20 protein-coding genes are annotated in these 26368 nt (G+C 73.3%); 9 read left to right on the top strand and 11 right to left on the bottom strand.

Annotated elements, in window-relative coordinates:
* Nucleotides 1-40: 40 nt before the first annotated feature.
* The 3 genes from ACH427_RS07315 to ACH427_RS07305 are packed head-to-tail and all read right to left on the bottom strand — an operon-like array spanning nucleotide 41 to nucleotide 3215.
* Nucleotides 41-910 carry a sugar phosphate isomerase/epimerase family protein gene (locus ACH427_RS07315; RefSeq protein ID WP_398868436.1) on the bottom strand — a complete coding sequence of 290 codons (870 nt, stop codon included), beginning with the start codon at nucleotides 908-910 and terminating at the stop codon, nucleotides 41-43.
* A complete protein-coding gene (locus ACH427_RS07310) occupies nucleotides 907-2064 on the bottom strand; it encodes a dihydrodipicolinate synthase family protein (protein ID WP_398868435.1) in 1158 nt (385 codons plus the stop codon). The genes ACH427_RS07315 and ACH427_RS07310 overlap by 4 nt, the downstream gene beginning before the upstream one ends.
* A complete protein-coding gene (locus tag ACH427_RS07305; RefSeq protein WP_398868434.1) occupies nucleotides 2061-3215 on the bottom strand; it encodes a Gfo/Idh/MocA family protein in 1155 nt (384 codons plus the stop codon). Before ACH427_RS07305 ends, ACH427_RS07310 begins: the two co-directional genes overlap by 4 nt.
* Nucleotides 3216-3306: 91 nt before the next feature.
* Between ACH427_RS07305 and ACH427_RS07300 the strand changes: the two genes are divergently transcribed.
* The 3 genes from ACH427_RS07300 to ACH427_RS07290 all read left to right on the top strand — a co-directional run bounded on the left by ACH427_RS07300 (nucleotide 3307) and on the right by ACH427_RS07290 (nucleotide 5769).
* Entirely contained in the window at nucleotides 3307-4107 is an 801-nt protein-coding gene (locus tag ACH427_RS07300) for a sugar phosphate isomerase/epimerase family protein (protein WP_398868433.1), read from the top strand.
* A gap of 73 nt (nucleotides 4108-4180) precedes the next feature.
* On the top strand, nucleotides 4181-4807 hold the full coding sequence (locus tag ACH427_RS07295) for a TetR/AcrR family transcriptional regulator (protein ID WP_398868432.1): 627 nt from the start codon (nucleotides 4181-4183) through the stop codon (nucleotides 4805-4807).
* Between the two features lie 350 nt (nucleotides 4808-5157).
* Nucleotides 5158-5769: a hypothetical protein gene (locus tag ACH427_RS07290; RefSeq protein WP_398868431.1), complete on the top strand. Its 612-nt coding sequence runs from the start codon at nucleotides 5158-5160 to the stop codon at nucleotides 5767-5769.
* A 9-nt stretch (nucleotides 5770-5778) separates the two neighbouring features.
* Here the strand turns inward: ACH427_RS07290 and ACH427_RS07285 are convergent, their stop codons facing one another.
* The 5 genes from ACH427_RS07285 to speB all read right to left on the bottom strand — a co-directional run bounded on the left by ACH427_RS07285 (nucleotide 5779) and on the right by speB (nucleotide 15827).
* On the bottom strand, nucleotides 5779-7206 hold the full coding sequence (locus ACH427_RS07285) for a S28 family serine protease (RefSeq protein ID WP_398868430.1): 1428 nt from the start codon (nucleotides 7204-7206) through the stop codon (nucleotides 5779-5781).
* Between the two features lie 137 nt (nucleotides 7207-7343).
* Entirely contained in the window at nucleotides 7344-11111 is a 3768-nt protein-coding gene (locus ACH427_RS07280) for an ABC transporter ATP-binding protein (RefSeq protein WP_398868429.1), read from the bottom strand.
* A 295-nt stretch (nucleotides 11112-11406) separates the two neighbouring features.
* A complete protein-coding gene (locus ACH427_RS07275; protein ID WP_398868428.1) occupies nucleotides 11407-12480 on the bottom strand; it encodes an esterase-like activity of phytase family protein in 1074 nt (357 codons plus the stop codon).
* A 104-nt stretch (nucleotides 12481-12584) separates the two neighbouring features.
* On the bottom strand, nucleotides 12585-14717 hold the full coding sequence (gene kdpB, locus ACH427_RS07270) for a potassium-transporting ATPase subunit KdpB (protein ID WP_398868427.1): 2133 nt from the start codon (nucleotides 14715-14717) through the stop codon (nucleotides 12585-12587).
* Nucleotides 14718-14855: 138 nt separating this feature from the next.
* Nucleotides 14856-15827: an agmatinase gene (speB, locus tag ACH427_RS07265; RefSeq protein ID WP_398868426.1), complete on the bottom strand. Its 972-nt coding sequence runs from the start codon at nucleotides 15825-15827 to the stop codon at nucleotides 14856-14858.
* 179 nt (nucleotides 15828-16006) lie between these two features.
* Between speB and ACH427_RS07260 the strand changes: the two genes are divergently transcribed.
* Entirely contained in the window at nucleotides 16007-16795 is a 789-nt protein-coding gene (locus ACH427_RS07260; protein ID WP_398868425.1) for a phosphatase, read from the top strand.
* Nucleotides 16796-17185: 390 nt separating this feature from the next.
* Here the strand turns inward: ACH427_RS07260 and ACH427_RS07255 are convergent, their stop codons facing one another.
* From ACH427_RS07255 to ACH427_RS07245, 3 genes are read right to left on the bottom strand one after another with little or no spacing between them, the layout of a single operon-like run.
* The gene (locus ACH427_RS07255; RefSeq protein ID WP_398868424.1) at nucleotides 17186-18097 is read right to left on the bottom strand and encodes an acyl-CoA thioesterase; all 912 of its coding nucleotides are present in this window, start codon (nucleotides 18095-18097) and stop codon (nucleotides 17186-17188) included.
* Nucleotides 18098-18119: 22 nt separating this feature from the next.
* The gene (locus tag ACH427_RS07250; RefSeq protein ID WP_398868422.1) at nucleotides 18120-19277 is read right to left on the bottom strand and encodes an acyl-CoA dehydrogenase family protein; all 1158 of its coding nucleotides are present in this window, start codon (nucleotides 19275-19277) and stop codon (nucleotides 18120-18122) included.
* Between the two features lie 59 nt (nucleotides 19278-19336).
* A complete protein-coding gene (locus tag ACH427_RS07245) occupies nucleotides 19337-19996 on the bottom strand; it encodes a TetR/AcrR family transcriptional regulator (RefSeq protein ID WP_398868421.1) in 660 nt (219 codons plus the stop codon).
* An 88-nt stretch (nucleotides 19997-20084) separates the two neighbouring features.
* Between ACH427_RS07245 and ACH427_RS07240 the strand changes: the two genes are divergently transcribed.
* From ACH427_RS07240 to ACH427_RS07220, 5 genes are all read left to right on the top strand, one after another.
* Complete coding sequence (locus ACH427_RS07240; protein WP_398868420.1) at nucleotides 20085-21701, top strand: carboxyl transferase domain-containing protein; 1617 nt, start codon at nucleotides 20085-20087, stop codon at nucleotides 21699-21701.
* An 8-nt stretch (nucleotides 21702-21709) separates the two neighbouring features.
* Nucleotides 21710-23758 carry an acetyl/propionyl/methylcrotonyl-CoA carboxylase subunit alpha gene (locus ACH427_RS07235; RefSeq protein WP_398868419.1) on the top strand — a complete coding sequence of 683 codons (2049 nt, stop codon included), beginning with the start codon at nucleotides 21710-21712 and terminating at the stop codon, nucleotides 23756-23758.
* Entirely contained in the window at nucleotides 23755-24693 is a 939-nt protein-coding gene (locus ACH427_RS07230) for a hydroxymethylglutaryl-CoA lyase (protein ID WP_398868418.1), read from the top strand. The genes ACH427_RS07235 and ACH427_RS07230 overlap by 4 nt, the downstream gene beginning before the upstream one ends.
* Nucleotides 24694-24702: 9 nt before the next feature.
* Entirely contained in the window at nucleotides 24703-25857 is a 1155-nt protein-coding gene (locus ACH427_RS07225; RefSeq protein WP_398868589.1) for an acyl-CoA dehydrogenase family protein, read from the top strand.
* Nucleotides 25858-26057: 200 nt separating this feature from the next.
* Nucleotides 26058-26333 carry a hypothetical protein gene (locus ACH427_RS07220; RefSeq protein WP_398868417.1) on the top strand — a complete coding sequence of 92 codons (276 nt, stop codon included), beginning with the start codon at nucleotides 26058-26060 and terminating at the stop codon, nucleotides 26331-26333.
* Nucleotides 26334-26368 lie beyond the last annotated feature (35 nt).

Below are 26368 nucleotides of genomic sequence, written 5' to 3'. Positions count from 1 at the left end.
CTTCAAGGAGTTATCGTTCCGTTACGCGAACAGGGAACGATCAGCCGCCCGTTACCGTCGGTACCCCCAGCACGTGCCGCTCGTAGCGGTCCAGCACCTCCGCCAGGACCTCCCCGCCGTCCCGCGCCCACAGCCCCCGATGGAAGATCTCCACCTCCACCGGCCCCCGGTAGCCGGCCGCGCCGACCCGCTCGTGGAACCACCGCAGGTCCACGCAGCCGTCGCCCAGCTGCCCCCGGCCCAGCAGCGCGCCCTCCGGCAGCGGGGTGACCCAGTCGGCCAGCTGGAAGGCCGCGATCCGGCCGCCCTCCCCGGCCCGCGCGAGCTGCCCGGCCACGGCGTCGTCCCACCACAGGTGGTAGGTGTCGACCACCACGCCCACCTGGCCGGCCGGGAACCGCTCGGCCAGGTCGAGCGCCTGACGCAGGGTCGACACGACGCACCGGTCGGAGGCGAACATCGGGTGCAGCGGCTCGATCGCGAGCCGGACCCCGAGCCCGGCCGCGTACGGCCCGAGCTCGGCCAGCGCGGCGCCGACCCGCTCGCGCGCCCCCGGCAGGTCCCGGGACCCGGGCGGCAGGCCGCCCGCCACCAGCACGAGCGTGCCGGTGCCCAGGGCGGCCGCCTCCTCGACGGCCGCCCTGTTGTCGGCCAGCGCGGCGGTCCGGCCGGCCGGGTCGGCGGCGGTCAGGAAGCCGCCCCGGCACAGGCTGCTGACGGCCAGTCCGGCGTCCCGCACCAGCCGGGCGGCCGCCGCCACGCCGTACTCCCGCACGGGCCCGCGCCACAGCCCCACCTGACGCACCCCGGCCGCCGCGCAGCCCGCCGCGAGCTCGGGCAGGGACCACTGGCGTACGGTCTGCTGGTTGAGGCTGAACCGCTCGAGGCCGCACCGCGCCCGCCCCGTCACGGGCCCACCCCGTGCAGCGCGAGCAGCCGCGCCATCCGGGCCTCCGCGCGCTCCGGGTCGGGGAACAGGCCGAGTCCGTCGGCCAGTTCGTAGGCCCGCGCGAGGTGCGGCAGGGAGCGCGCGGCGTGCTGGCCGGCGGCCATCGTGAAGTGCTCCTGGTGGCCCGCGAGCCAGGCCAGCAGGACGACTCCGGTCTTGTACGCGCGCGTGGGCGGCTCGAAGAGGTGCCGGGACAGAGCGAGCGCCGGGTCCAGCCGCTCCCGGAAGCCCCGCCGGTCACCGGAGTCGAGCCTGCGCGCGGCGTCCACGGCGAGCGGCCCCAGCGGGTCGAACACCCCGAGGAGCGCGTCGCTGTGGCCGTGCGCGTCCCCCTCGATCAGCTCGGGATAGTGCAGATCGTCGCCGGTGAAGCAGCGCACCCCGGCGGGCAGCCGCCTGCGCAGGGCCCGTTCGCGGCCCGCGTCCAGCAGCGAGACCTTCACCCCTTCGACCTTCTCCCGGTGGGCGGAGACGATGTCGAGGAGCGTCCGCGCGGCACCGTCGAGGTCGTCGCTGCCCCAGTAACCCTCCAGGGCGGGATCGAACACCGGGCCCAGCCAGTGCAGTATCACCGGCCCCGACGTCTGGCTCAGCAGCCGCCCGTACGTCTCCCGGTAGTCGTCCGGTCCCGTGGCGACGGCCGCGAGCGCCCGGGAGGCCAGGACGACGGCCTGGGCGCCGTGCGCCTCCACCACGTCCAGCTGCTCCTCGTAGGCCGCCGTGACGTCCTCCAGCGTGCCGTACGGCGGCGTGAGGTGGTCGGTGCCCGCCCCGCACGCGATCCGGCCGCCCACGGCCCGCGCCTCGGCCGTGGAGCGCCGGATCAGCTCCGCCGCCCGCGGCCAGTCCAGGCCCGCGCCCCGCTGCGCGGTGTCCATCGCCTCGGCGACGGCCAGCCCGTGCGCCCACAGGTGGCGGCGGAAGGCGAGGGTGGCGTCCCAGTCGAGGTCGGCGGGGCCGTACGGCGTGGTGTTGCCGCAGGGGTCGGCGACGACGTGGGCGGCGGCGAAGAACGTGCGGGAGACCGGTGGGCCGCCCGGCGCCACCGGCTGCGCGGGGGGCTTGCGGGGCTCGTACGGGCGCAGCGCGCCGGACGCGTCGGGGAGCCGGATCACGGGGCCGCCCCCTCCCGCTCCTCGGGACCGGACACCGCGAGCACCCGCCTGCGGCCGTCCCGGGCGGAGCTCCGGGCGAGCAGCCCGAGCCGTACGCCGCGCGCGCCCGCGTCGAGCCCGAAGTGCCAGGGCTCGTCCAGGGCGACGTGGCGCAGGAAGAGCTCCCACTGCGCCTTGAAGGCGTTGGTGTCCTCGCCCGCGTTGCCGTTGTCCGGGACCTCCTGCCACTGCGCGCGGAAGTCCTCGGTCACCGGGAGGTCGGGGTTCCACACCGGCCGCGGGGTGGCGGAGCGGTGCTGCGCGCGGCAGTTGCGCAGGCCCGCGACGGCCGAGCCCTCGGTGCCGTCGACCTGGAACTCCAGCAGCTCCTCGCGGTGCACCCGCACCGCCCAGGAGGAGTTGAGCTGGGCCACGATCCCGCCCTCCAGTTCCAGGATCGCGTAGACCGCGTCGTCGGCGGCCGCCTCGTACGGCAGGCCCCGCTCGTCCCAGCGGCGCGAAATGTGCGTGGCCATGTGCGCCTGTACGGACCGGATGGGGCCGAACAGCTCGCGCAGGACGTACTCCCAGTGCGGGAACATGTCGGCGGTGATGCCGGCGTCCGGGTCGCGGTAGTTCCAGGAGGGGCGCTGGGCGGGCTGCCAGTCGCCCTCGAAGACCCAGTAGCCGAACTCCCCGCGCACCGAGAGCACCCGGCCGAAGAAGCCGCTGTCGAGCAGCCGCTTCAGCTTGCGGATGCCCGGGAGGAAGAGCTTGTCCTGCACGACGCCGTGCTTGACGCCCGCCCGGACGGCCCGGTGGTGGAGGACGAGGGCTCCGCTGTGGTCGAGTGCGGTCGGCTTCTCGCAGTAGACGTGCTTGCCCGCGTCGATGGCCTTGTGCACAGCGCCTTCGCGGGCGGTGGTGGCCTGCGCGTCGAAGTAGATGTCGATCGCCGGGTCGCCGAGGACGGTGTCGAGATCGGTCGTCCACGCGTCCAGTCCGTAGCGCCCGGCGAGTGCTCTGAGCTTGTGTTCGCTGCGGCCGACGAGGACGGGTTCCGGCCACAGCCGGGTGCCGTCGCCCGCCTCGATGCCGCCTTCCTCGCGCAGGGCGAGGATCGAGCGGACGAGGTGCTGGTGGTGTCCCATGCGTCCGGTGACACCGTTCATGGCTATCCGTAAGGCTCTGGTGTCCGTTCCGGTCACCCCCTTCTGCCGTACGGGAAGCATTTCCCGGACGCCGCCGGGGAACCCGCTCCCCATGAAACTCGCTTTCTCCACACTCGGAGTGCCCGGAACGCCCCTCCCGGAGGTGGCCGGTCTCGCCCGCGCGCACGGCTACGACGGTGTCGAACTGCGGGCCCACCCGGAGGAACCCCTGCACCCGGCCACGGGTCCGCGCGAGCGGGCCGCGACGGCGGCGCTGTTCGCCGGCGAGGGGGTGGAGATCCTGGGCGTCGCCGGTTACGTACGGGTGGCCGGCCAGGAGCCGGACGATGCCGTGTTCGACGGCCTGAACGGGCTGATCCGGCTCGCGGGCGACGTCGGCGCGCGGTACGTCCGCGTCTTCCCGGGCGGCGGCGACCGTCCCGTCGAGGAGGCGGACGCGGACGCCGCGCGGCGCCTCGGCGCGGTCGCGCCCCTCGCGGCGGACCTCGGCGTCCACGTCCTGCTGGAGACCCACGACTCCCATCGCCGGGCCCAGGACACCGCACGCGTCCTGGGCCCCGTGGGCCACCCCAACGTCGGCGCGCTCTGGGACGTCCTCCACACCTGGCTGGGCGGCGAGAGCCCGGCCGTCAGCTTCCCGGCGCTCGCCCCGCACCTGGGCTACGTCCAGCTCAAGGACGTAGCCTCGGCCGACGACACCGCCCCGCTGCCCCTGGGCACGGGCTCGCTGCCGCTGGGCGCCTGCGTGGACGTCCTCGGCCGGGCGGGCTGGGACGGGTGGCTGTGCTGGGAGTACGAGCGCCGGTGGCACCCGGAGGCCACGGACTTCGTCCAGCTGATGGGCCCGGGGCGGGCCTATCTGGAGGGCCTGCTGGCCGCCGCCGCGCCATGAGCCCCCAGGCCGGGCGCGCCCGGCCCCGGCCACCGCCCGAACCGTATGATCAGCCCTGGCGAGAGGGCTGCACATGGCGGTGGAGGACACCAAGGAACGGCTGATCGGCGCGGCGGGCACCGTGCTGAGGACGCAGGGCTACGGCAGGTCCAGCGCCCGGACGATCGCCAAGGAGGCCGGGGTCAACTCGGCGCTGATCTTCTATCACTTCGGCGGTGTCGACCCGCTGCTGTTCGCCGCGCTCGACCGGTCCTCCGCCGAGCGGATGGACGTCCTCTCCGACGCCGTCACCGACTGCCGCACCCTTGAGGACCTCGTGGAGGCCGGCACCCGCGTCTACCGGCACGACGTCGAGGCCGGACACCTCACGCTCTTCTCCGAGCTCGTCGCCGCCGCCGTCGCCAAGCCGGAGCTGCGGGACGAGATCAAGGTGCGGGCGGAGCCGTGGATCTCCTTCGTCGAGGAGACCCTGGAGCGGGTCATCGGGGGGACACCGCTGGCCCGGCTGACGCCGCCGCGCGACCTGGCCAACGCGGCGATCACGTTCTATCTCGGGGTCAACCTCTTCACCGTGCTCGACTCCGACCGCTCGCGCACGGAGTCGGTGTTCGCGATGGCCCGGCGGCTCGCCCCCCGCGCGCGGCTGCTCACCCGGCGGCTCCCGACACGGCTCGGCGGCAGACGGCGCGCGCACGGCTGACATCCGCCCCGTACGGAACCGCCCGGAGGCCCGGTCCGTCCAAGGGGCGTGCTGCCGTCGGGGCATCGCAGTGCGGTATCGGCGTACGCCGCAGACCGCGTCGCTGACTCACCCTCTCCGCCGCCTGCGTCCCGACAGCACCGCCGCCGGCGCACCCCCCTGTCAACGCGCCGGCGGCGCCAACGACCGGCCCTGACAGCGCGGACGAGGGCCGCACACGCCCGCGTACGGCCCGTACAGCGCGCCCCGCACACGCTCCGTTCCCTCCTTCCGTACGCGCCCCGCGCGGCTGGCGCGCGCCGGTTTTGGGGAGCACGCTGGAGCGCACAGGAGGACGGACGGGGGACGACATGCGCCATCGCGCTCTGCCGGGCGCGCTGCTCGCACTCATGGGACTCGCGGGGCAGGCGGCGCTGTCCGGCTGCCACGCGCCGCAGCGGACCGGCGCGGTCGTCACGCCCTCGCCGTCCTCCTCCGGCGAGAGGCCGGCGTTCCTGGCCGAGGACGCGTGCGCGGGCGGGAGCGGGCAGTCGTTCACGGAGGTCGACTGCGCGGACCGGCGCGCGACCGCACGGGTCCTCGCCCGCTACAACGGCCCGCAGGCGAACGGCCCGCGCTGCCCGGCCGCGACGGACTTCGTCCTGCGCGTCGCGGCGGTCGACCACGGCGACTCGGAGGAGGACAGCTCGCCGGAGGGCTACGCCTGCATGCGCGGCCTCCGGCCACCGCACCCGGGCGACCCGGGGCAGGGCGGCGGCCCGCTGACGGTGACCGGCGACTGCGTCTACGCCCAGCGGGACGGGGTGGTGAAGGAGACCGCGTGCGACGGCTCGGGGGCGCACGCGCCGGAGTACCGGGTGACCGACGAGGTCACCACGCGCGACGCGTGCCCGCCGGCGACGGAACTCTATGTGCGGGTGGGCGGCGGGACACCCGTCGGGTGCGCCCGCCGCCTGCCCTGAGGGGCGCCGCTACGGGCGCAGGCTCTGCTGCCGGTCGACGACCGGGCGGTCGAGCTTCGCGTCGTACGGCGCGAGGGGCCTGGCGTGGGACGGGTCCTGCTGGACGGCCTTGGGCGCGACGCCCGCCCACTGGAGGACCTCGGCCGTGGCCTTCGCCCGCTCGTCGGCGACGAGTTGGGCGATGTTCGAGCCGTGGTTGCCGCCGGGGGCGTAGAAGCGGAAGTCGTGGCGCTCCGCCGCGTTCCTGCCGAGGGTGAAGGGCTCACCGCTCCACGGGTCGTTCTGGCCGTAGACGAAGAGCATCCGCTCGCTGTCCTTGCGGACCCAGCGGTCGACGTCGGCCATCACACCGCGGTGGAAGCGCATCGGGATGTCCCGCGGGACGTACGCCCGGGGGACGTTGACGCCGGGGTACCGCAACAGGCCCTTGAGCTGCGGGGTCTTGACCGTGGGCCAGCCCAGCTCGGTGCCCGCCTGGTAGTAGTACGGCGTGAACTTCTCCAGGCCCTGGTCGGTGTAGGAGTCGAAGCCCGAGATGGTGTCGACGAACGTGTAGAGGTCGTCCGTGGAGGCATCGGTCGCGGGCACGGACGCGCAGTCGCTCTGCAGGTGGTACTGCCAGAACGACCACACCAGGTCGAGCACGACGTTCTCGTACGCCTTGTCGGCGCTGCCGACGACCTTGAACGTCCTGCCGTTGGCGTCGGCCCACTTCTGATAGCGGGCGACGATCTCGTCGCGACGGACGAGCGCCTGCTTCTGCACGGAGCCGAGCTGCGCGCGGCACGCCTTGTCGCCGACGTTCGCGAAGAAGCGGTCGTACGCCGAATCCTCGTCGTTGTTGACGTCGTTGGGCGCGACGTAGGCGACGGTGCCGTCCATGTCGTGCGGGAAGAAACGGCGGTAGTAGGTCGCCGTCATGCCGCCCTTGCTGCCGCCGGTGGCCAGCCAGTTCTTGGTGTAGACGGGCTTGAGCGCCGCGAAGAGGCGGTGCTGGTCCTCGGCCGCCTGCCGGATGTCGAGTTTGGACCAGTCCGCGGGCTGCGGGCGGGACGGCGTGAAGAACCGGTACTCCAGCGACACCTGGTTGCCGTCGACAATGCGGGTGGGCTCGCTGCGGCCGGGGGTGGTGCTGACGTTGTAGCCGGAGGTGAAGAACACCGTCGGGCGGTCGACGGACTTGTGCAACAGGGTGAAGCGCTGCTGGAACGTGCCCTTCGACGGGTCCCGGTGGTCGACCGGCTGGTCGTAGCTCAGGACGAGATAGCGGTAGTCCTGGTAAGGCCGCTCCTCCAGGAAGTGCATCCCCGGGATGCCGAGGATGCGTTGCTTGATGTCCGGATCCGGACTCGCGGCGGTGGCCGTGGCCGCCGCCCCGAGGCTGACGGTGCTCATGAGCACCGTCAGCGCCAACAGCCATCTGAGTACCTTGCGCATTCGCCCTCCCCTTGGGTTCGCATAGGTCGCGGCGAACTTACCGGGGTGGACAGGTGTTTGTCTTGAGCCTCTTCCGACAGCCTCTTCCGACGGCGGCGGCCACGGCGGACCGCCAGGCCCGCCGTGGCCGCCGCCGTTCACGCCGCGATCGTCGCCCCCGTGAACGTGCGCCACAGCTGGGCGTAGTGCCCGTCCAGCGCGAGGAGTTCGTCGTGCGTGCCGTCCTCCGCCACGCGGCCGCGGGAGAGGACGATCACGCGGTCGGCGCGGGCCGCGGTGGTCAGGCGGTGGGCGACGACCAGGGTCGTGCGCGTGCCCGCCAGCCGTTCCGTGGCCTGGTTGACCAGTGCCTCCGTCGCCAGGTCGAGCGCGGCGGTGGCCTCGTCCAGGAGCAGGATGTCCGGGTCGACCAGCTCCGCGCGGGCCAGGGCGATCAACTGCCGCTGTCCGGCGGAGAGATTGCGGCCGCGCTCGGTGACCCGGTGCAGATAGCCGTCCTCCAGCCCGGCGATCATCCCGTGCGCGCCCACGGCGCGGGCCGCGGCCTCGACCTCGGCGTCACTGGCATCGGGGCGTCCGTACGCGATGGCGTCGCGCACCGTGCCGGGGAAGAGATAGGGCTCCTGGGGGACGACGCCGAGGCGGTGCCGGTAGCCGGTGGGGTCGAGCTCGCGCAGGTCGTGGCCGTCGACCCGGACGGCGCCGGAGGACGGGTCGTAGAACCGCGCCACCAGCTTGACGAGCGTGGACTTGCCCGCGCCCGTCTCGCCGACGAACGCGACCGTCTGCCCGGCGGGGATGGTCAGGTCGATGCCGGTCAGCGCCGGTTCCCCGTCGCCGTAGTGGAAGTGCACGCCGTCGAAGGCGATCGCGCCGCTCAGCTCCCGCACCTCGCGCGGCTCGGCGGCCACCGGGGTCGTGGTGGGCTCGCGCAGCAGCCCCTGCACGCGGCCGAGGGAGACCGTCGCCTGCTGGTAGCCGTCGAAGACCTGCGACAGCTGCTGCACGGGCGCGAAGAACAGGTCGATGTAGAGCAGGTACGCCACCAGCGCGCCCGCTGTCAGGGTGCCGTCGCTCACCCGGCCCGCGCCCACGATCAGCACCGCCGCGGACGCGACGGACGACAGCAGCTGGACGAACGGGAAGTAGACCGAGATCAGCCACTGGCCGCGCACCCGCGCCTGCCGGTAGCCGTCGCTGCGCTCGGCGAACCGCCGGGCGCCGGTCTCCTCGCGGCGGAACGCCTGCACGACGCGCAGCCCGGCGACGCTCTCCTGGAGGTCGGCGTTGACGAAGCCCACGCGCTCGCGGGCGAGCTCGTACGCCTTGACGCTCTTCCTGCGGAAGATCACCGTGCCGGCGACCAGCAGCGGCAGGGTCGCGAAGACGACCAGGGCCAGCTCGACGTCGAGGACGAGGAGGGCGACGAGGATGCCGAAGAAGGTGAGGACGGAGACGACGGCGGTGATCAGGCCGGTCTGGAGGAAGGACGACAGGGCGTCCACGTCCGTCGTCATCCGGGTCATGATCTTGCCGGTGAGCTCGCGCTCGTAGTAGTCGAGCCCGAGCCGCTGGAGCTGGGCGAAGATCTTCACGCGCAGGGCGTAGAGCACGCGTTCGCCCGTGCGGCCGGTCAGCCGGGTCTCGGCGACCTGCGCGGCCCACTGTCCGGTCACGACGAGCAGCGCGAGACCGGAGGCGGCCCAGACGGCGCCGAGGGCCATGCGCTGGACGCCCTGGTCGATGCCGTGCCGGATCAGGATGGGCAGCAGCAGGCCCGCCACCGCGTCCACGACCACCAGCAGCAGGCCCAGCGCGAGCGGCGCCCCGAAGCCCCGCAGCAACTGCCGCAGGCCGTACGACTCCTCGGGCCGGGCCGCGCGCTCCTCGTCGACGTCGGGGGTGTCGTCCGCGGGCGGCAGCGCGGCCACCTTGGCGAGCAGCTCCGGGGTGGCGGGCATCCCGGCGATGTCGGGGCTCTCACCGGTGTCCTTGCGGACCCACAGGGACGGCGTGACGCCGTCGACGACCCGGCGCCCGGCACGGGGCGCGGTCGCCACGGGATCCGCGAGGCCGGTGGCCGCCGCCTCCCCGCCGAAGGCGCCCGCGAGGGCCAGGGGTCCGTCGGCCGGGGCGAGGCCCGCGGGGTCCTTCGGCACGCCCGCCAGTTCCTCGGGGTCGGTGAGCAGCTCGCGGTAGAGCGCGCAGCGGCTCTCCAGCTCCTCCGCCGTGCCGATGTCGGCGAGGCGGCCGCCGTCGAGGACGGCGATGCGGTCGGCGAGCGCCAGGGTGGAGGCGCGGTGGGCGATGAGGAGGGTCGTACGGCCCGCCATGACGCCGCGCAGAGCCTCGTGGATCTCGTGCTCCACGCGGGCGTCGACCGCGGAGGTCGCGTCGTCCAGGAGCAGCAGGCGGGGGTCGGTGAGGATGGCGCGGGCGAGGGCCATGCGCTGACGCTGGCCGCCGGAGAGGGTGAGGCCCTGTTCGCCGACCTCCGTGGCGTAGCCGTCGGGCAGCGCGGATATGAAGCCGTCGGCCTGCGCGGCGCGCGCGGCGGCCCGTATCTCCTCGTCGGTGGCGTCGGGGTGCCCGTAGGCGATGTTGTCGCGGATGGAGGCGGAGAAGAGGAAGCTGTCCTCCGGCACGAGCCCGATGGCCGCCCGGAGCGAGGGCAGCGTCAGATCGCGCACATCGTGCCCGCCGACCCGGACCGCGCCGGCGGTGACGTCGTAGAAGCGCGGCAGGAGCAGCGAGACGGTGGACTTGCCGCTGCCGGAGGCGCCGACGACGGCGACGGTCTCGCCGGGCTCGATGCGCAGGGAGAAGTCCGCGAGGACAGGCCGGTCGGGGTCGTAGCCGAAGGTGACGCCGTCGAACTCGACGGTGGCCGGGGCGTCCTCGGGCAGCGTGTGGGCGCCGGGGCGCTCCTCGACGACCGGCTCGGTGTCGATGAGCTCGAAGACGCGCTCCACTCCGGCGCGGGCCTGCTGACCGACCGTCAGCATCATGGTGAGCATCCGGACGGGCCCGACGAGCTGCGAGAGGTAGGTCGAGAAGGCCACGAAGGTGCCGAGGGTGATCTGGCCGCGCGTGGCCATCCAGCCGCCGACGGCCAGCATGGCGACCTGCCCGAGGGCCGGTACGGCCTGGAGGGCCGGGGTGTAGCGGGAGTTGAGCCGCACGGTGCGCAGCCGCCCGGCGAACAGCCTGCGGCTGACCTCGCGCAGCTTCCCCGCCTCCTGCGCCTCCTGGCCGAAGCCCTTGACGACGCGTACGCCGGTGACGGCGCCGTCCACGACGCCCGCGACCGCGGCGGCCTGGCCCTGGGCGTACCAGGTGGCCGGGAAGAGCTTGACGCGGCTGCGCTTCGCCAGGAACCACAGCGCCGGCGCGACGGCCAGGGCGATGACCGTGAGCAGCGGCGAGAGGAAGACCATGACGGCCAGCGAGATCAGGAACAGCAGGATGTTGCCGATCATCATCGGCAGCATGAACAGCAGGCTCTGCACCAGCTGGAGATCACTGGTGCCGCGGCCGACGACCTGCCCGGTGGAGAGCTCGTCCTGGCGTCTGCCGTCGAGCCGGGCTATCGACGCGTACATCTCGGTCCGCAGGTCGTGCTGGACGTCGAGGGCGAGGCGCCCGCCGTAGTAGCGGCGGAGGTAGGTGAGGCCGTAGACGACGACCGCGGCGACGATCAGCAGCGTGGCCCAGGGCGCCAGCGGGCGGTCCTGGGCGCCTATGACGTCGTCGATGATCAGCTTGGGTATGAGGGGGACGAGGGCCATGACGGCCATGCCGACGAGGGAGGACCCGAGCGCGAGCAGCACGGTGCGGCGGTAGCGCCAGCAGTGTCCTGCCAGGCGCCTGGCCCATCCTTGTCCGGTCACTTCCGTCGTTCCCACCCGAGACCTCCCGCTGTCCCCACGTTTCTCGTTCCGGAGGGCCCAACGCGCTGGGCTGCGGATTTCATCCCGCGGCAACATTTGGGTGGGCGGGGGGCGGGGGTTGTCGCCGGTTGCCGCCTGCGGCGGGCTTTTTCCCCGGCCCCGCCCCTTCCCGAAACCGGGGGCAAGCCCCCAGACCCCCGCGACGCGGCGAACCGGCCCGCAGCCGGGGGCCTGGGGCACGCGCCCCTCACACGGCGGAGCCGCACATCAGACGCAGCGGGAAGGGGCGGGGCCGGGGAAGGAAAACCGCCTACGCCCCCGGCAGCCGCACCGTCACCCCGTACAGCCGAGTGACCTGCTTCGGATTCTCGTTGTCGTCGCTGACAAGCAGCAGGCGCAGCCGCCCGCCCGGCGCCCGCCCCACAACCGCCAGCCCCTCGATGTTGTCCAGCAGCGGATTCCGCTGCGGCTGCTTCGCCGTGGCGCCCAGCGAAGGGCACGCCCCGATGTCCGCGACCAGCGTCTTGCGCACCGGCCGCGCACCCGGGCCCGGTCCCGGCAGTGCGGGGACGGCGCTCACATCGCTCGCGCCCCGGAGATCCGCCACATACAGCCGCACCGTATTGCCGGCGCCCGGCGTGAAGCCGCGTTCCAGAACGAGCAGGCGGCCGTCGCCCGCGGCGGTCGCCTCGGAGACGCCGAGTCCCGCGTCGACGGGGTAGGCGAACTGCCGGGAGAGGCGGAATTCCCCGCCACCGTGCCGCTGCCAGCTCTGGAAGCGTACGAGCGGGTGGCCGGCGGCGTCCGGGCCGTCGCCGGTGAGCGGGGCCTCCATGGACGCCACGAGGGTGCGGCCGCCGGGCTGGAGGGCGAGGCCCTCGAAGGTGAGGTTGGGCCGGCCGCGCCCGGCCGGGGCGACCCGCAGGGCGCCGGGGACGGGCAGCCGGCCGAGGAGCTTGCCGGAGGGGGCGTAGCGGCGGACCGACGGTTCGGTCTCGGAGGTGATCAGGCGGCTGCCGTCGCGGTCGACGACGAGCGCCTCGGAGTCGAGCTCGGCGCCCCTCTCGTCCGCCAGCGGCACGACCCGCACCGGCTTGGCCGTAGGCCCTTTCCGTACGTCCAGGGAGAACAGCCGCGACCGGTCGGAGAGGGCGGCGACCGTGCCGTCCCGGTCGACGGCGAGCGCCGAGAGGTTGCCCACTGCCGTGCCCTGGAATGTCGTCTTGTCGAGTCCGTCGGAGAACCCGTCGATCCGGGCGTACGGCGAGCAGGCGCGCGACGCGCCGTCCGCCTGCGACCGCGCCTGCGCCGGCCCGGCGACGGTCAGGCCGGCGGCCACCGTCAGCACGGCGGTGGCGGCGGCGAAGACGGGTCGGACGCGCACGGGCGGGCCTCCTGGGACTCGAACAGGCTTCGGCTGCTGTCGACGGTAGAGGCCCTGGTGCGGGGCGGGAGGCGGGTTGCCGGAACTCGCGGTGAACGTCCGGTTCACATCCCGGGGACGAGCTCCAGCAGCAGGTCGATGAGCTTGATGCCGACGAACGGCGCGACGAGGCCGCCCAGTCCGTACACGCTCAGGTTGCGCCGCAGCAGCGCGTGCGCGGTGGAGGGGACGTAGCGGACGCCGCGCAGGGCGAGCGGGATCAGGGCGACGATGACGAGCGCGTTGAAGATGATCGCCGAGGCGATGGCCGAGGTGGAGCTGTGCAGGCCCATGACGTTGAGCTTCTCCAGGCCCTCGTAGCCGGCGACCCCGCCGAACATCGCCGGGACGATCGCGAAGTACTTCGCCACGTCGTTGCAGATGGAGAAGGTGGTGAGCGCGCCGCGGGTGATGAGCAGCTGCTTGCCCACCTCGACGATGTCGATCAGCTTGGTGGGGCTGGAGTCCAGGTCGACCATGTTCCCGGCCTCCTTGGCGGCGGAGGTGCCGGTGTTCATGGCGACGCCGACGTCCGCCTGGGCGAGGGCCGGGGCGTCGTTGGTGCCGTCGCCGGTCATGGCGACGAGGTTGCCGCCCGCCTGTTCCTCCCGGATGCGGGCCAGCTTCTGCTCGGGCGTGGCCTCGGCCAGGAAGTCGTCGACCCCCGCCTCGGCGGCGATGGCCCTGGCGGTCAGCGGGTTGTCACCGGTGATCATGACGGTCTTGATGCCCATGCTGCGCAGGGCGGCGAAGCGCTCGGCGATGCCGGGCTTGACGATGTCCTTGAGGTGGACGGCGCCCAGGACGCGGGCGCCGTCGCGGTCCTCGACGGCGACGAGCAGGGGCGTGCCGCCGCCCGCCGCGATGGAGTCGACGATCCGGCGGGTGTCCTCGGGCACGTGGCCGCCACGGCGGGTCACCCACTGGACGACCGCGTTGCCCGCCCCCTTGCGGATACGCAGGAAGTCGCCCTCGAAGGCGAAGTCGACACCGCTCATCCGGGTCTGCGCGGAGAACGGCACGAAGCGGCCGTGGGTGAAGTCCCCGCTGTGGTGGTGGATGCCGTACTGCTCGGCGAGCGCGACGATGGAGCGGCCCTCGGGCGTCTCGTCGGAGAGCGAGGACAACTGGGCCGCGTCCGCGAGGAGTTCGTGCGCCATCCCCTGGACGGGCACGAAGGCGGTCGCCTGCCGGTTGCCGAAGGTGATGGTGCCCGTCTTGTCCAGCAGCAGGGTGTTGACGTCGCCCGCGGCCTCGACGGCACGGCCCGAGAGGGCGAGGACGTTGCGCTGCACCAGCCGGTCCATGCCCGCGATGCCGATCGCGGAGAGCAGCGCGCCGATCGTGGTGGGGATCAGCGTCACCAGCAGCGCGACCAGCACGGTGATCGTCTGCGGGGCGCCCGCCCAGTCGGCCATGGGCTGGAGCGAGACCACGGCCAGGATGAAGATCACGGTGAGCGAGGCGAGCAGGATGTTCAGCGCCAGCTCGTTGGGGGTCTTCTGCCTGCTGGTGCCCTCGACCAGGGCGATCATGCGGTCGAGGAAGGTGTGGCCGGGGCGGGAGGTGATCCGTACGACGATCCGGTCCGACAGCACCGTCGTACCGCCCGTCACGCCCGAACGGTCGCCGCCCGCCTCCCGGATGACCGGCGCGGACTCGCCCGTGATCGCCGACTCGTCCACGGCGGCGACCCCGTCGACGATCTCGCCGTCGCCCGGCACGGTGCCGCCCGCCTCGACGACCACGACGTCCTGCGGGCGCAGGTCGGTCGCGGGGACGTCCCGCTCCTCCCAGTCACGGTGATCCAGGCCCACGTGCCATCTGTTCAGCCGGCGGGCCACGATCGTCGACCGCGTCCGGCGCAGCGACTCCGCCTGTGCCTTGCCACGGCCCTCCGCGACGGCCTCGGCGAGGTTGGCGAAGACGACGGTGAGCCAGAGCCAGCCGCTGATCAGCCAGGTGAAGACGGAGGGGTCAAGCACGGCGGAGAGCGTGGTGAGGACCGAGCCGACCTCGACCACGAACATCACGGGGTTCCTGACCATCACCCGCGGGTGCAGCTTCCGGACGGCGTCCGGCAGGGACGCGATCAGCTGCTTGAGGTCGACGGCACCGCCCGCGACGGCCCGGTGCCTGCGCCGCTGCCCGACGACGGTGGGCGGGGTGGTGTCCTGCTGAGGGGCCAGGTGCAGCATCAGGGGCCTTCGGGTGAGGTGAACGATCACCTCACCCAACCGGCCGGGCGGGGGCCGCGCCGACGCCCTGACGGGCCCTTGTCGCCGAAGGGCACGGGCCTGACGGGGCCTTGACGCGGCCGCCCCCGGCGCGTCGCGTCAGCCCCGGGCGGCCGCGATCTGCCGGGACATGATCGTCGTCAGCTCGTACGCCGTGTGGGACGCCGCCACGGAGGTGATCTCCGCGTGGTCGTAGGCGGGGGCCACCTCGACCAGGTCCGCGGAGACGAGGTTGCAGGAGGACAGGCCGCGGATGATCTCCAGCAGCTCGCGGGAGGTCAGGCCGCCCGCCTCCGGGGTGCCGGTGCCGGGGGCGTGGGCCGGGTCCAGGACGTCGATGTCGATGGAGATGTACAGCGGGCGGTCGCCGACGCGCTGGCGCAGCTGGTCGGCGATCTCGTCGACCCCGCGGCGCATCACGTCGGCGGAGGTGACGATGCCGAAGCCCATCTTCTCGTCGTCGGTGAGGTCCTTCTTGCCGTACAGCGGGCCGCGCGTGCCGACGTGGGACAGCGCCTCGGTGTCGAGGATGCCCTCCTCGACGGCGCGGCGGAACGGCGTGCCGTGGGTGTACTCGGCGCCGAAGTAGGTGTCCCAGGTGTCCAGATGCGCGTCGAAGTGCAGCAGCGCCACCGGGCCGTGCTTCTTGGCGACCGAGCGCAGCAGCGGCAGCGCGATGGTGTGGTCGCCGCCCAGGGTCATCATCCGGGCACCGGTGCCGAGCAGGTCGTCGGCCGCGGCCTCGATGGTCTCGACGGCCTCGTTGATGTCGAACGGGTTCGCGGCGATGTCACCGGCGTCGGCGACCTGCGCGAGCGCGAAGGGGGAGGCGTCCTGGGCCGGGTTGTACGGGCGCAGGAGGCGGGACGCCTCACGGATGGCGTTGCCGCCGAAGCGGGCGCCCGGCCGGTAGGAGACGCCGGTGTCGAAGGGCACGCCCACCACGGCGACGTCGGCGGTGCCGACCTCGTCCAGGCGCGGCAGGCGGGCGAAGGTCGCCGGGCCCGCGTAGCGCGGGATCCGGGAGGAGTCGACGGGGCCGCGCGGTTCACGGGTGGCGGGGGTGCTCATACGGGAGCCTCTCGAAATCACGGACGCGTCACGGTCGGACCAACGTCGGGGCGGCGGCTGCGGACGTACCCGAGGGTAGGCAGGGCGGCGGGTTCCGCACATGTACGTACTGAAGGATCCGGCACCGCCATATGGACATCACGTCCATCGCGAGGCCGTCGGGGGAGAGAATGAGCCGTATGCCGATACCGAGCCGTGCCGAACTGATCGACCACCTTGTCCGTACGCGCGTCGCGGGCTCCGTGGCGACCCCGCGCGAGAACAACCTCGACCACTACCGCAAGCTCGCGGCCGGCGACCGGCGCCACTGGCTGGGCCTGGAGCTGGGCGACCGCTGGACGGACGAGCAGGACGTGCTGGCCGTGATGGCGGAGCGCTGCGGCGTCAGCGACGACCTCGGCCACCGCTCGGGCCAGGACACGATCGACCCGGAGCTGACGGTCGACGGGCTGGAGCGGATGGCGGCGCTGCTGCGCAAGGCGGCCGAGGGGCGGCAGCGGGTGCTGCTGGCGACCGGCCACCCGGGCGGCCTGCTGGACGTGCACCACACGACGGCGAAGGCGCTGCGCGCGGCGGGCTGCGAGATCGTCCGGATCCCGGGCGGGCTGCGGGCGGACGAGGGCGTGGTCTGCCAGTTCGCGGACGTCGCCCTCTTCGAGGGCGGCGCGACGCTGTGGCACACGCACTCCCCCGCGCCGATGGCCACGGTCCTCGACGCCCTCGCCCGGGAGGGCCGCCCGCTGCCCGATCTGGTCGTCGCCGACCACGGCTGGGCGGGCTGCGCGGCGCAGCGCGGCATCGACGCGGTGGGCTACGCGGACAGCAACGACCCGGCGCTCTTCCTGGCGGAGGCGGAGGGGACGCTGAGGGTGGCCGTGCCGATGGACGACCACGTGGTGGATCCGCGGTTCTACGAGCCGATGACGGCGTATCTGCTGAACGCGGCGGGGCTGCCGGTGCCGGCGTAGGCCGGCCGGAGCCTCGGAGCTTCCGCCGCCCGGGGCCGGGGGCCGGCCACAGCCTCTGTCGCCCGCCGCCCGAGGCCGGCCGGAGCCCGAAGTCGGCGGAGCTTCCGCCGACCGGGACCTGAGGCCGGTCGAAGCCTCCGTCACCAGGGGCCAGGGGCCAGGGGCCAGCCGGAGCCTCCGTCACCCGGAGCCTGAGGCCGGTCCGAGCCCGAGGCCGGTCGAAGCCTCCGTCGGCCGGAGCCTGGGGCCGGCCGGAGCCCGAAGTCGGCGGAGCCTCCGTCGGCCGGAGCCCGCGGGCGCACCCCGCGTCAGCCGGAACAAGCCCGTCCGGCGCTTGAGGACACGCGGCGCAGCCGCGTCAGGGGGCCCGGGGCCTGCCCCGGGCGGAGGCTAAGCCTGCCCCGCCCCGCCGCCCCGCGGCGGACGCGGCACCCGCACCAGGCCCTCCTGGATCACCGACACCGCCAGCGCGCCGGTCTCCGTGAAGATGCGGCCGCGCGCCAGGCCGCGCCCGCCGGAGGAGGTCGGGCTCTCCTGGTCGTAGAGCAGCCACTCGTCCGCCCGGAACGGCCGGTGGAACCACATCGCGTGGTCCAGGCTCGCCCCGACGACGTCTCCGACGGCCCAGCCGCCGCGCCCGTGCGCGAGCAGCACGGAGTCCAGGAGCGTCATGTCGGAGACGTAGGTCGCCAGGCAGATGTGCAGCAGCGGATCGTCCGCCAGTTTGCCGTTCGTCCGGAACCAAACCTGCGACTTCGGTTCGCGGGGCTCCCCCACCTTGCCGAACGGCGGCTCCTCCGCGTAGCGCAGGTCGACCGCCGCGCGGGCGTCCAGCAGCCGGTCGAGCAGCCGCGGGTCGGCGAAGCGGTGCGCGTGGCGGGGCAGCATCTCGGCCGCGGTGGGCAGGGAGAGCGGGTCCGGCGCGGCCGGCATCGGCTCCTGGTGCTCCAGCCCCTCCTCGTGCGCCTGGAAGGACGCGGAGAGGTGGAAGATCGGCTGGCCGTGCTGGACCGCGACGACCCGGCGGGTGGTGAAGGACCGCCCGTCGCGGATGCGGTCGACGCTGTAGACGATGGGCACCTCGGGGTCGCCGGGGCGCAGGAAGTAGGAGTGCAGGGAGTGCGGGAGCCGGTCCCCGGGGACCGTCCGCCCGGCGGCGACCAGGGCCTGGGCGGCGACCTGCCCGCCGAAGACGCGCGGCACCAGCGAGGGGCGGCTGGTGCCGCGGAAGATGTCCCGCTCGATCTGCTCGGGGTCGAGGACGGAGAGCAGGTCGTCCAGGGGTGTAAGGGGCTCGTTCATGGGCGTCTGGGGCTTACCGGCCCTACAGGCCCATGGACTTGGCGATGATGGAGCGCATGACCTCGCTCGTACCGCCGTAGATCCGGCTGACGCGGGTGTCCGCGTACAGGCGGGCGATGGGGTACTCCATCATGTAGCCGTAGCCGCCGTGCAGTTGGAGGCACTTGTCGATGACGACGGCGGCGCGCTCGGTGGTGAAGAGCTTCGCGGAGGCGGCGTCGGCGGCGGTCAGCTCGCCCGCGTCGTGGGCCTCCAGGGCGCGGTCCACGACCGCCTCCATGGCGTCGACCTCGGCCTTGCAGTCGGCGAGCACGAACTTGGTGTTCTGGAAGGCCGCGACGGACTGTCCGAAGACGGTGCGGTCCTTCACGTACGCCTTGGCGAACCCGACGGCCGCGGCGGACTGGGCGTACGCGCCGACGGCGATGTAGAGACGCTCCTGCGGGAGGTTGTGGCCGAGGTAGCCGAACGCCTTGCCCTCCTCGCCGAGGAGATCCTCCACGGGCACCTTGACGTCGGTGAAGGAGAGTTCGGCGGTGTCGGAGGCGTGCAGGCCGAGCTTCTCCAGCTTGCGGCCGACGGCGTAGCCCTCGGAGTTCGTGTCGACGACGAGGATGGAGATGCCCGCGCGGCGGTCCTCGGGGGTGGGCGGCGCGGTGCGGGCGCAGACGAGCACCCGGTCGGCGAGCACGCCGCCGGTGATGAAGGTCTTCGCGCCGTTGAGGACGTAGTGCGTGCCGTCCTCGGAGAGCTTCGCGGTGGTCTTCATGCCGGCCAGGTCGGAGCCGGTGCCCGGCTCGGTCATGGCGATGGCGGTCATCATGTCGCCGGAGACGAAGGACGGCAGCCAGCGCCGCTTCTGCTCCTCGGTCGCGTACTTCAGGATGTAGGGCAGGCACAGCGCGGTGTGCACGCTGCTGCCGCCGAAGCTGACGCCGGCGCGGGCGCACTCCTCGGTGACGACGGCGTGGAACTTGAAGCTGTGCTCACCGGCGCCGCCGTATTCCTCGGGCACCTCGATGCCGAAGACGCCCAGCTCGCCGAGCTTCTTGTAGAACTCGCGCGGCGCCGCACCGGCTTCACGCCACTGCTCGTAGTACGGCACGACCTCCGCGGCGATGAAGTCGCGGATCGTCTCCCGGAACGCCTCGTGGTCCTCGCCGTACACGGTCCGACGCATGGCCATCCCCCAGTCTGCGTGTCACTAAGCGCTTGCTCAGGGGCGAAGTTACCCGGCGGTCATCGGGACTGTCCAGGGGTCGGCTTCCCGTTCTCGCGGGCGGGCGAGCCCTCCGAGAGGGCGGCGAGAGCGCCCAGCGCCAGGCGGCGCAGCAGGGCGGCGGTGGCCGCGCGGCCGGGGAGCGCGCCGGGGCGGCCGAGGTGGGGTGTGGAGTTGAGCAGGCCGAAGACGGCGTGGACGGCGGCGCGGGCCTCGGCCTCCTGGGCGTGCGGGTGCAGCCCGCGGACGACGTCGACCCACAGCTCCACGTACTGCCGCTGGAGGGAGCGCACCTGCTTGCGGTCGGCGTCGCGCAGCTGGCCCAGCTCACGGTCGTGGAGGGTGATCAGCGCGCGGTCGTCGAGGGCGAAGTCGATGTGGCCGTCGATGAGCGAGTCCAGCACGGCGGCAGCCCCGGCGCCCGCCGCGACGGCCTCGGCCACCCGCTCGCGGCCGCCCGCGAAGAGCCGCTCGCTGATGCCCACCAGCAGCTCGGCGAGCATCGCGTCCTTGCCCGCGAAGTGGCGGTAGAGACCGGGCCCGCTGATGCCGACGGCCGCCCCTATCTCGTCGACGCCGACGCCGTGGAAGCCGCGCTCGGCGAAGAGGCGGGCGGCCTCCTGGAGGATCTGCGCCCGGCGGTTGGAGGCGGCCGGGGTGCGGGTCGGTGCGTTGTTCACAAAATCGATTCTAGACAGCGGCGTTAGTGGTCGTTAACCTGGAGACAGTGTGTTAACGCTCATTAACCGAGCAAGGGAGCTCGAGCACATGCAGCAGGCACCGGTGCTGGGGAGCACCGCGGACCCCGCGTCCGATTCCTGGCGGACCAACGAGGCGGCGCACCGCGAGCTGTCCGCGGGGCTGCGGGAGCGGCTCGCCGCGGCGCGGCTGGGCGGCGGCGAGAAGGCCCGGGCGCGGCACACCGCGCGCGGCAAGCTGCTGCCGCGCGACCGGGTCGACGCCCTGCTGGACCCGGGGTCGCCGTTCCTGGAGCTCGCGCCGCTGGCGGCCGAGGGGATGTACGGCGGGGCCGCCCCGGCGGCGGGCGTGATCGCGGGGATCGGCCGGGTGTCCGGGCGCGAGACGATGATCGTCGCCAACGACGCCACCGTCAAGGGCGGCACGTATTACCCGATGACGGTGAAGAAGCACCTGCGCGCCCAGGAGATCGCCCTGGAGAACCGGCTGCCGTGCCTGTATCTGGTGGATTCCGGCGGCGCCTTCCTGCCCATGCAGGACGAGGTCTTCCCCGACCGCGACCACTTCGGCCGGATCTTCTACAACCAGGCGCGGATGTCCGGCGCGGGCATCCCGCAGATCGCCGCGGTCCTGGGCTCGTGCACGGCCGGCGGCGCCTACGTGCCCGCGATGAGCGACGAGGCGGTCATCGTGCGCGGCCAGGGCACGATCTTCCTCGGCGGTCCGCCGCTGGTGAAGGCCGCCACCGGTGAGGTCGTCACGGCGGAGGAGCTGGGCGGCGGCGAGGTCCACTCCAAGGTCTCCGGCGTCACCGACCACCTCGCCGAGGACGACGCGCACGCCCTGCGGATCGTGCGGACGATCGTCTCCACGCTGCCGGAGCGTGGGGCGCCGCCCTGGCCGGTGGAGCCGGTGGAGGAGCCCAAGGCCGACCCCGCGGGGCTCTACGGCGCGGTCCCGGTCGACTCCCGCACGCCCTATGACGTGCGGGAGGTCATCGCGCGCGTGGTGGACGGCTCGCGGTTCGCGGAGTTCAAGGCCGAGTTCGGGCAGACCCTGGTGACCGGCTTTGCCCGGATCCACGGCCACCCGGTGGGCATCGTCGCCAACAACGGCATCCTCTTCTCGGAGTCCGCCCAGAAGGGCGCGCACTTCATCGAGCTGTGCGACCAGCGCGGCATCCCCCTGGTCTTCCTCCAGAACATCTCGGGCTTCATGGTCGGCCGGCAGTACGAGGCGGGCGGCATCGCCAAGCACGGCGCGAAGATGGTGACGGCGGTCGCCTGCGCCCGTGTCCCCAAGCTGACGGTCGTCATCGGCGGGTCGTACGGCGCGGGCAACTACTCGATGTGCGGGCGCGCCTATTCGCCGCGCTTCCTGTGGATGTGGCCCAACGCCAAGATCTCCGTGATGGGCGGCGAGCAGGCCGCGTCCGTCCTCGCCACCGTCAAGCGCGATCAGCTGGAAGCGCGCGGCGAGGAGTGGAGCGCCGAGGAGGAGGACGCCTTCCGCGCCCCGATCCGCGAGCAGTACGAGACGCAGGGCAGCGCCTATTACGCCACCGCGCGGCTGTGGGACGACGGCGTCATCGACCCGCTGGAGACCCGTCAGGTGCTGGGCCTGGCGCTGACGGCCTGTGCCAACGCCCCGCTGGGTGAGCCCGGCTACGGCGTCTTCCGGATGTGAGGCGGAGCATGTTCGACACTGTCCTTGTCGCCAACCGAGGCGAGATCGCCGTACGGGTCATCCGTACGCTGCGCGCGCTCGGCATCCGCTCCGTCGCCGTCTTCAGCGACGCGGACGCCGACGCCCGGCACGTACGGGAGGCCGACACGGCCGTGCGGATCGGCCCGGCGGCCGCCGCCGAGAGCTATCTGTCGATCGAGCGGCTGCTGGAAGCGGCCCGCAGGACGGGCGCGCAGGCCGTCCACCCCGGCTACGGCTTCCTCGCCGAGAACGCGGCCTTCGCGCGGGCCTGCGCGGACGCGGGCCTGGCCTTCATCGGCCCGCCCGCCGAGGCGATCTCGCTCATGGGCGACAAGATCCGCGCGAAGGAGACGGTCGAGGCGGCGGGCGTGCCCGTCGTCCCCGGTTCCTCGGGCAGCGGGCTGAGCGATGCCGAACTGGCCGCCGCGGCACACGAGATCGGCATGCCGGTCCTGCTGAAGCCCTCCGCGGGCGGCGGCGGCAAGGGCATGCGGCTCGTGCGCGACGCGGCGCTGCTGGGCGAGGAGATCGCCGCCGCGCGGCGCGAGGCGCGCGGCTCCTTCGGTGACGACACGCTGCTGGTCGAGCGCTGGGTCGACCGCCCCCGGCACATCGAGATCCAGGTGCTCGCTGACGGCCACGGCAATGTCATCCACCTCGGGGAGCGCGAGTGCTCGCTCCAGCGCCGCCACCAGAAGATCATCGAGGAGGCGCCGTCCCCGCTGCTGGATCCGGCCACACGCGCGGCGATGGGCGAGGCGGCCGTCCAGGCCGCGCGCTCGTGCGGCTATACGGGCGCGGGCACGGTGGAGTTCATCGTGCCGGGCGACGACCCCGCCTCGTACTACTTCATGGAGATGAACACCCGCCTCCAGGTCGAGCACCCCGTCACCGAGCTGATCACCGGGCTGGACCTGGTGGAGTGGCAGGTGCGGGTCGCCGCGGGCGAGCGGCTGGGCATCACCCAGGAGGACGTGACCCTGACCGGACACGCGGTCGAGGCCCGCATCTGCGCGGAGACCGCGCGGGTCAGTGGTGACCGCGTCGACTTCCTGCCGTCGGCGGGCACGGTGCGGCTGCTGCGCGAGCCCGCGGGCGAGGGCGTGCGGGTCGACTCGGGCCTCTCCGAGGGCACGGAGGTCGGCACCTCCTACGACCCGATGCTCGCCAAGGTCATCGCCTACGGCCCCGACCGGGCGACGGCGCTGCGACGGCTGCGCGCGGCCCTGGCGGAGACGGTGGTGCTGGGCGTCGACACCAACGCGGGCTTCCTGCGGCGGCTGCTGGCGCACCCGGCGGTGGTCGCGGGCACGCTGGACACGGGCCTGGTCGACCGGGACGCGGCGGCGCTCGTACGGTCCGCGGTGCCCGAGGAGGTGTACGCGGCGGGCGCGCTGCTGCGGCAGGCGGCGCTGGAGCCGGGCGACGCGGCCGCCGGGGCCTGGACGGACCCCTTCTCCCTGCCGACCGGCTGGCGGCTGGGCGGCGAACCGGCCTGGACGGTCCACCACTTCCGGGTGCCGGGCCAGGAGCCGGTCACGGCCCGGGTCCGCGGCATGGGAACGGCGACGGAGATCGCCCTGGAGGGCGCGGCTCCGGAAGGCGGTACGAGTACCCCGGCCCGGCTGGTCCGGCTCGGCGACGCCGTCCTCACGCTCGAACTGGACGCCCTGACCCACCGCTTCACCCACGCCCCCGCCCCGGAGGGCACCTGGCTCGGGCGCGACGGCGACGCCTGGCTCGTGCGCAAGCACGACCCCGTGGACGCGCGCGGCGGCGCGAGCGCGGCCGGCGCCGACACCCTCACCGCCCCCATGCCCGGCACCGTCACCGTCGTGAAGGCCGCCGTGGGGGACGAGGTCTCCGCCGGGCAGAGCCTCCTCGTCGTCGAGGCGATGAAGATGGAGCACGTCATCGCCGCCCCGCACGACGGCACCGTCACCGAGCTGGACGTCCAGGCCGGCGCCACCGTCGCCATGGACCAGGTCCTGGCCGTCGTCACCCCGGCCGTCGTCACCCCCGCGGAGGAGTCATGATCGAGGGACTGCCGATGACCGTGCCGGAGCCCGGTCTCCCGGCGCGCGTGCGGATCCACGAGGTGGGCCCGCGCGACGGCCTGCAGAACGAGAAGGCGGTCGTGCCGGTCGAGGTGAAGGCGGAGTTCATCCGCCGCCTCGCCGCGGCCGGGCTCGGCACCGTGGAGGCGACGAGCTTCGTGCACCCCAAGTGGGTGCCCCAGCTGGCCGACTCCGAGCAGCTGGTGCCGATGCTGGACGGCGTGCCGGCCCGCCTGCCCGTCCTGGTGCCCAACGCGCGCGGCCTGGACCGCGCGCTCGCCCTGGGCGTCCGGGAGATCGCCGTCTTCGGCAGCGCCACCGAGTCGTTCGCGAAGGCCAATCTCAACCGCACGGTGGACGAGTCCCTGGAGATGTTCGCCCCGGTCGTCGCCACGGCCCGCGAGGCGGGCGCGCGGGTGCGCGGCTATCTGTCCATGTGCTTCGGCGACCCCTGGGAAGGGGCCGTCCCCGTCGGGCAGGTGGTGCGGGTCGCCCGCCGCCTGCTGGACCTCGGCTGTGACGAGCTGAGCCTCGGCGACACGATCGGCGTGGCGACGCCGGGCCACGTCACCGCGCTGCTGACCGCGTTGAACGGCGCCGGGCTGCCGACCGACCGGCTCGCCGTGCACTTCCACGACACGTACGGCCAGGCGCTCGCGAACACCCTCGCGGCGCTCCGGCACGGCGTGACCACGGTCGACGCCTCCGCGGGCGGCCTCGGCGGCTGCCCGTACGCCAAGAGCGCGACGGGCAATCTCGCCACCGAGGATCTCGTCTGGATGCTCGACGGCCTCGGTGTCGACACCGGGGTCGATCTCGGCCTGCTCACCGCCACCAGCGTGTGGATGGCCGGCCGGCTGGGCCGGCCCAGTCCGTCCCGCACCGTCCGCGCCCTCTCCCACCAGGAGCCCTGAGCCATGTCGCTGGACCACCGCCTCTCCCCCGAGCACGAGGAACTCCGCCGCACCGTCGAGGAGTTCGCGCACGACGTCATCGCGCCGAAGATCGGCGACTTCTACGAGCGCCACGAGTTCCCGTACGAGATCGTGCGGGAGATGGGCCGCATGGGCCTGTTCGGACTGCCCTTCCCCGAGGAGTACGGCGGGATGGGCGGTGACTATCTGGCGCTCGGGCTCGTCCTGGAGGAGCTGGCCCGGGTCGACTCCTCGGTGGCGATCACCCTGGAGGCCGGGGTGTCGCTGGGCGCGATGCCGGTCTTCCGCTTCGGCACGGAGGAGCAGAAGCGGGAGTGGCTGCCCAAGCTGTGCTCCGGCGAGATGCTGGGCGCCTTCGGGCTGACGGAGCCGGGCGCCGGCTCGGACGCGGGCGGCACCCGCACCACCGCGCGGCTGGACGAGGCCACGGACGAGTGGGTGATCAACGGCACCAAGTGCTTCATCACCAACTCCGGCACCGACATCACCGGCCTGGTCACCGTCACCGCCGTCACCGGCCGCAAGCCCGACGGCAAGCCGCTGATCTCCTCGATCATCGTGCCGTCCGGGACGCCCGGCTTCACCGTCGCCGCCCCGTACTCCAAGGTCGGCTGGAACGCCTCGGACACCCGGGAGCTGTCGTTCTCCGACGTACGCGTGCCGAGGGCGAACCTGCTGGGCGAGGAGGGGCGCGGCTACGCCCAGTTCCTGCGGATCCTGGACGAGGGCCGGATCGCGATCTCCGCGCTGGCGACCGGCCTGGCGCAGGGCTGTGTGGACGAGTCGGTGAAGTACGCCAGGGAGCGCGAGGCGTTCGGCCGCCCGATCGGCGCGAACCAGGCGATCCAGTTCAAGATCGCCGATATGGAGATGCGGGCGCACACGGCCCGGATCGCCTGGCGGGACGCGGCGTCGCGGCTGGTGCACGGCGAGCCTTTCAAGAAGGAGGCGGCGCTCGCGAAGCTGTACTCCTCGGAGATCGCGGTGACCAACGCGCGCGAGGCCACCCAGATCCACGGCGGCTACGGCTTCATGAACGAATACCCGGTGGCCCGCATGTGGCGCGACTCCAAGATCCTGGAGATCGGCGAGGGCACGAGCGAGGTCCAGCGCATGCTGATCGCCCGGGAGCTGGGTCTGTAAGCGGCCCCCGGAGAAGAACCGGAACACCGTTCCGCCCCGGATCCGGCCCCCGGCGGCCCGGCTCCGGGGCGGATCTCTGTCAAGATCACCGATCTGTCCCCAAAGAGCGCTTTCCACCGCTTGGCCGCTTCCACCCTCCTCCTTGCCCGATATCGGGCAGAATTCTTGCGAAACGTCGCGGCACCCCGCAGTATCGACGGGTGCTCGAACGCCGTACTTCCCATGACGACCTGGTGGATCACCTGGTGCGCAGCACGCCGCTTCAGCGCGGCGAGGCCGCCCGGGTGGTCCTGGACGTCCTGGCGTACTTCGACGAGACGACCGAGGCGTTCGTCCGCCGCCGCCACCGCGAGCTGCAGTCCGGCGGGCTGCGCAACGCGGAGATCTTCGAGCGGATCTCGGCGGAGCTGCCGCACCGCGCGGTGGCGCCACCCGAACTCTCGCTGCGGCAGCTGCGCCGCATCGTCTACGGCTGATCACGGCGGCTCCTGCCGTCGTCGAGCATCACCGA

It is taken from the genome of Streptomyces sp. NPDC020379 (assembly GCF_044387105.1).
Taxonomy (GTDB): Bacteria; Actinomycetota; Actinomycetes; order Streptomycetales; family Streptomycetaceae; genus Streptomyces.
Note: the sequence above shows the minus strand (reverse complement) of the source record. Positions and strands in the feature narration are given on the sequence as shown.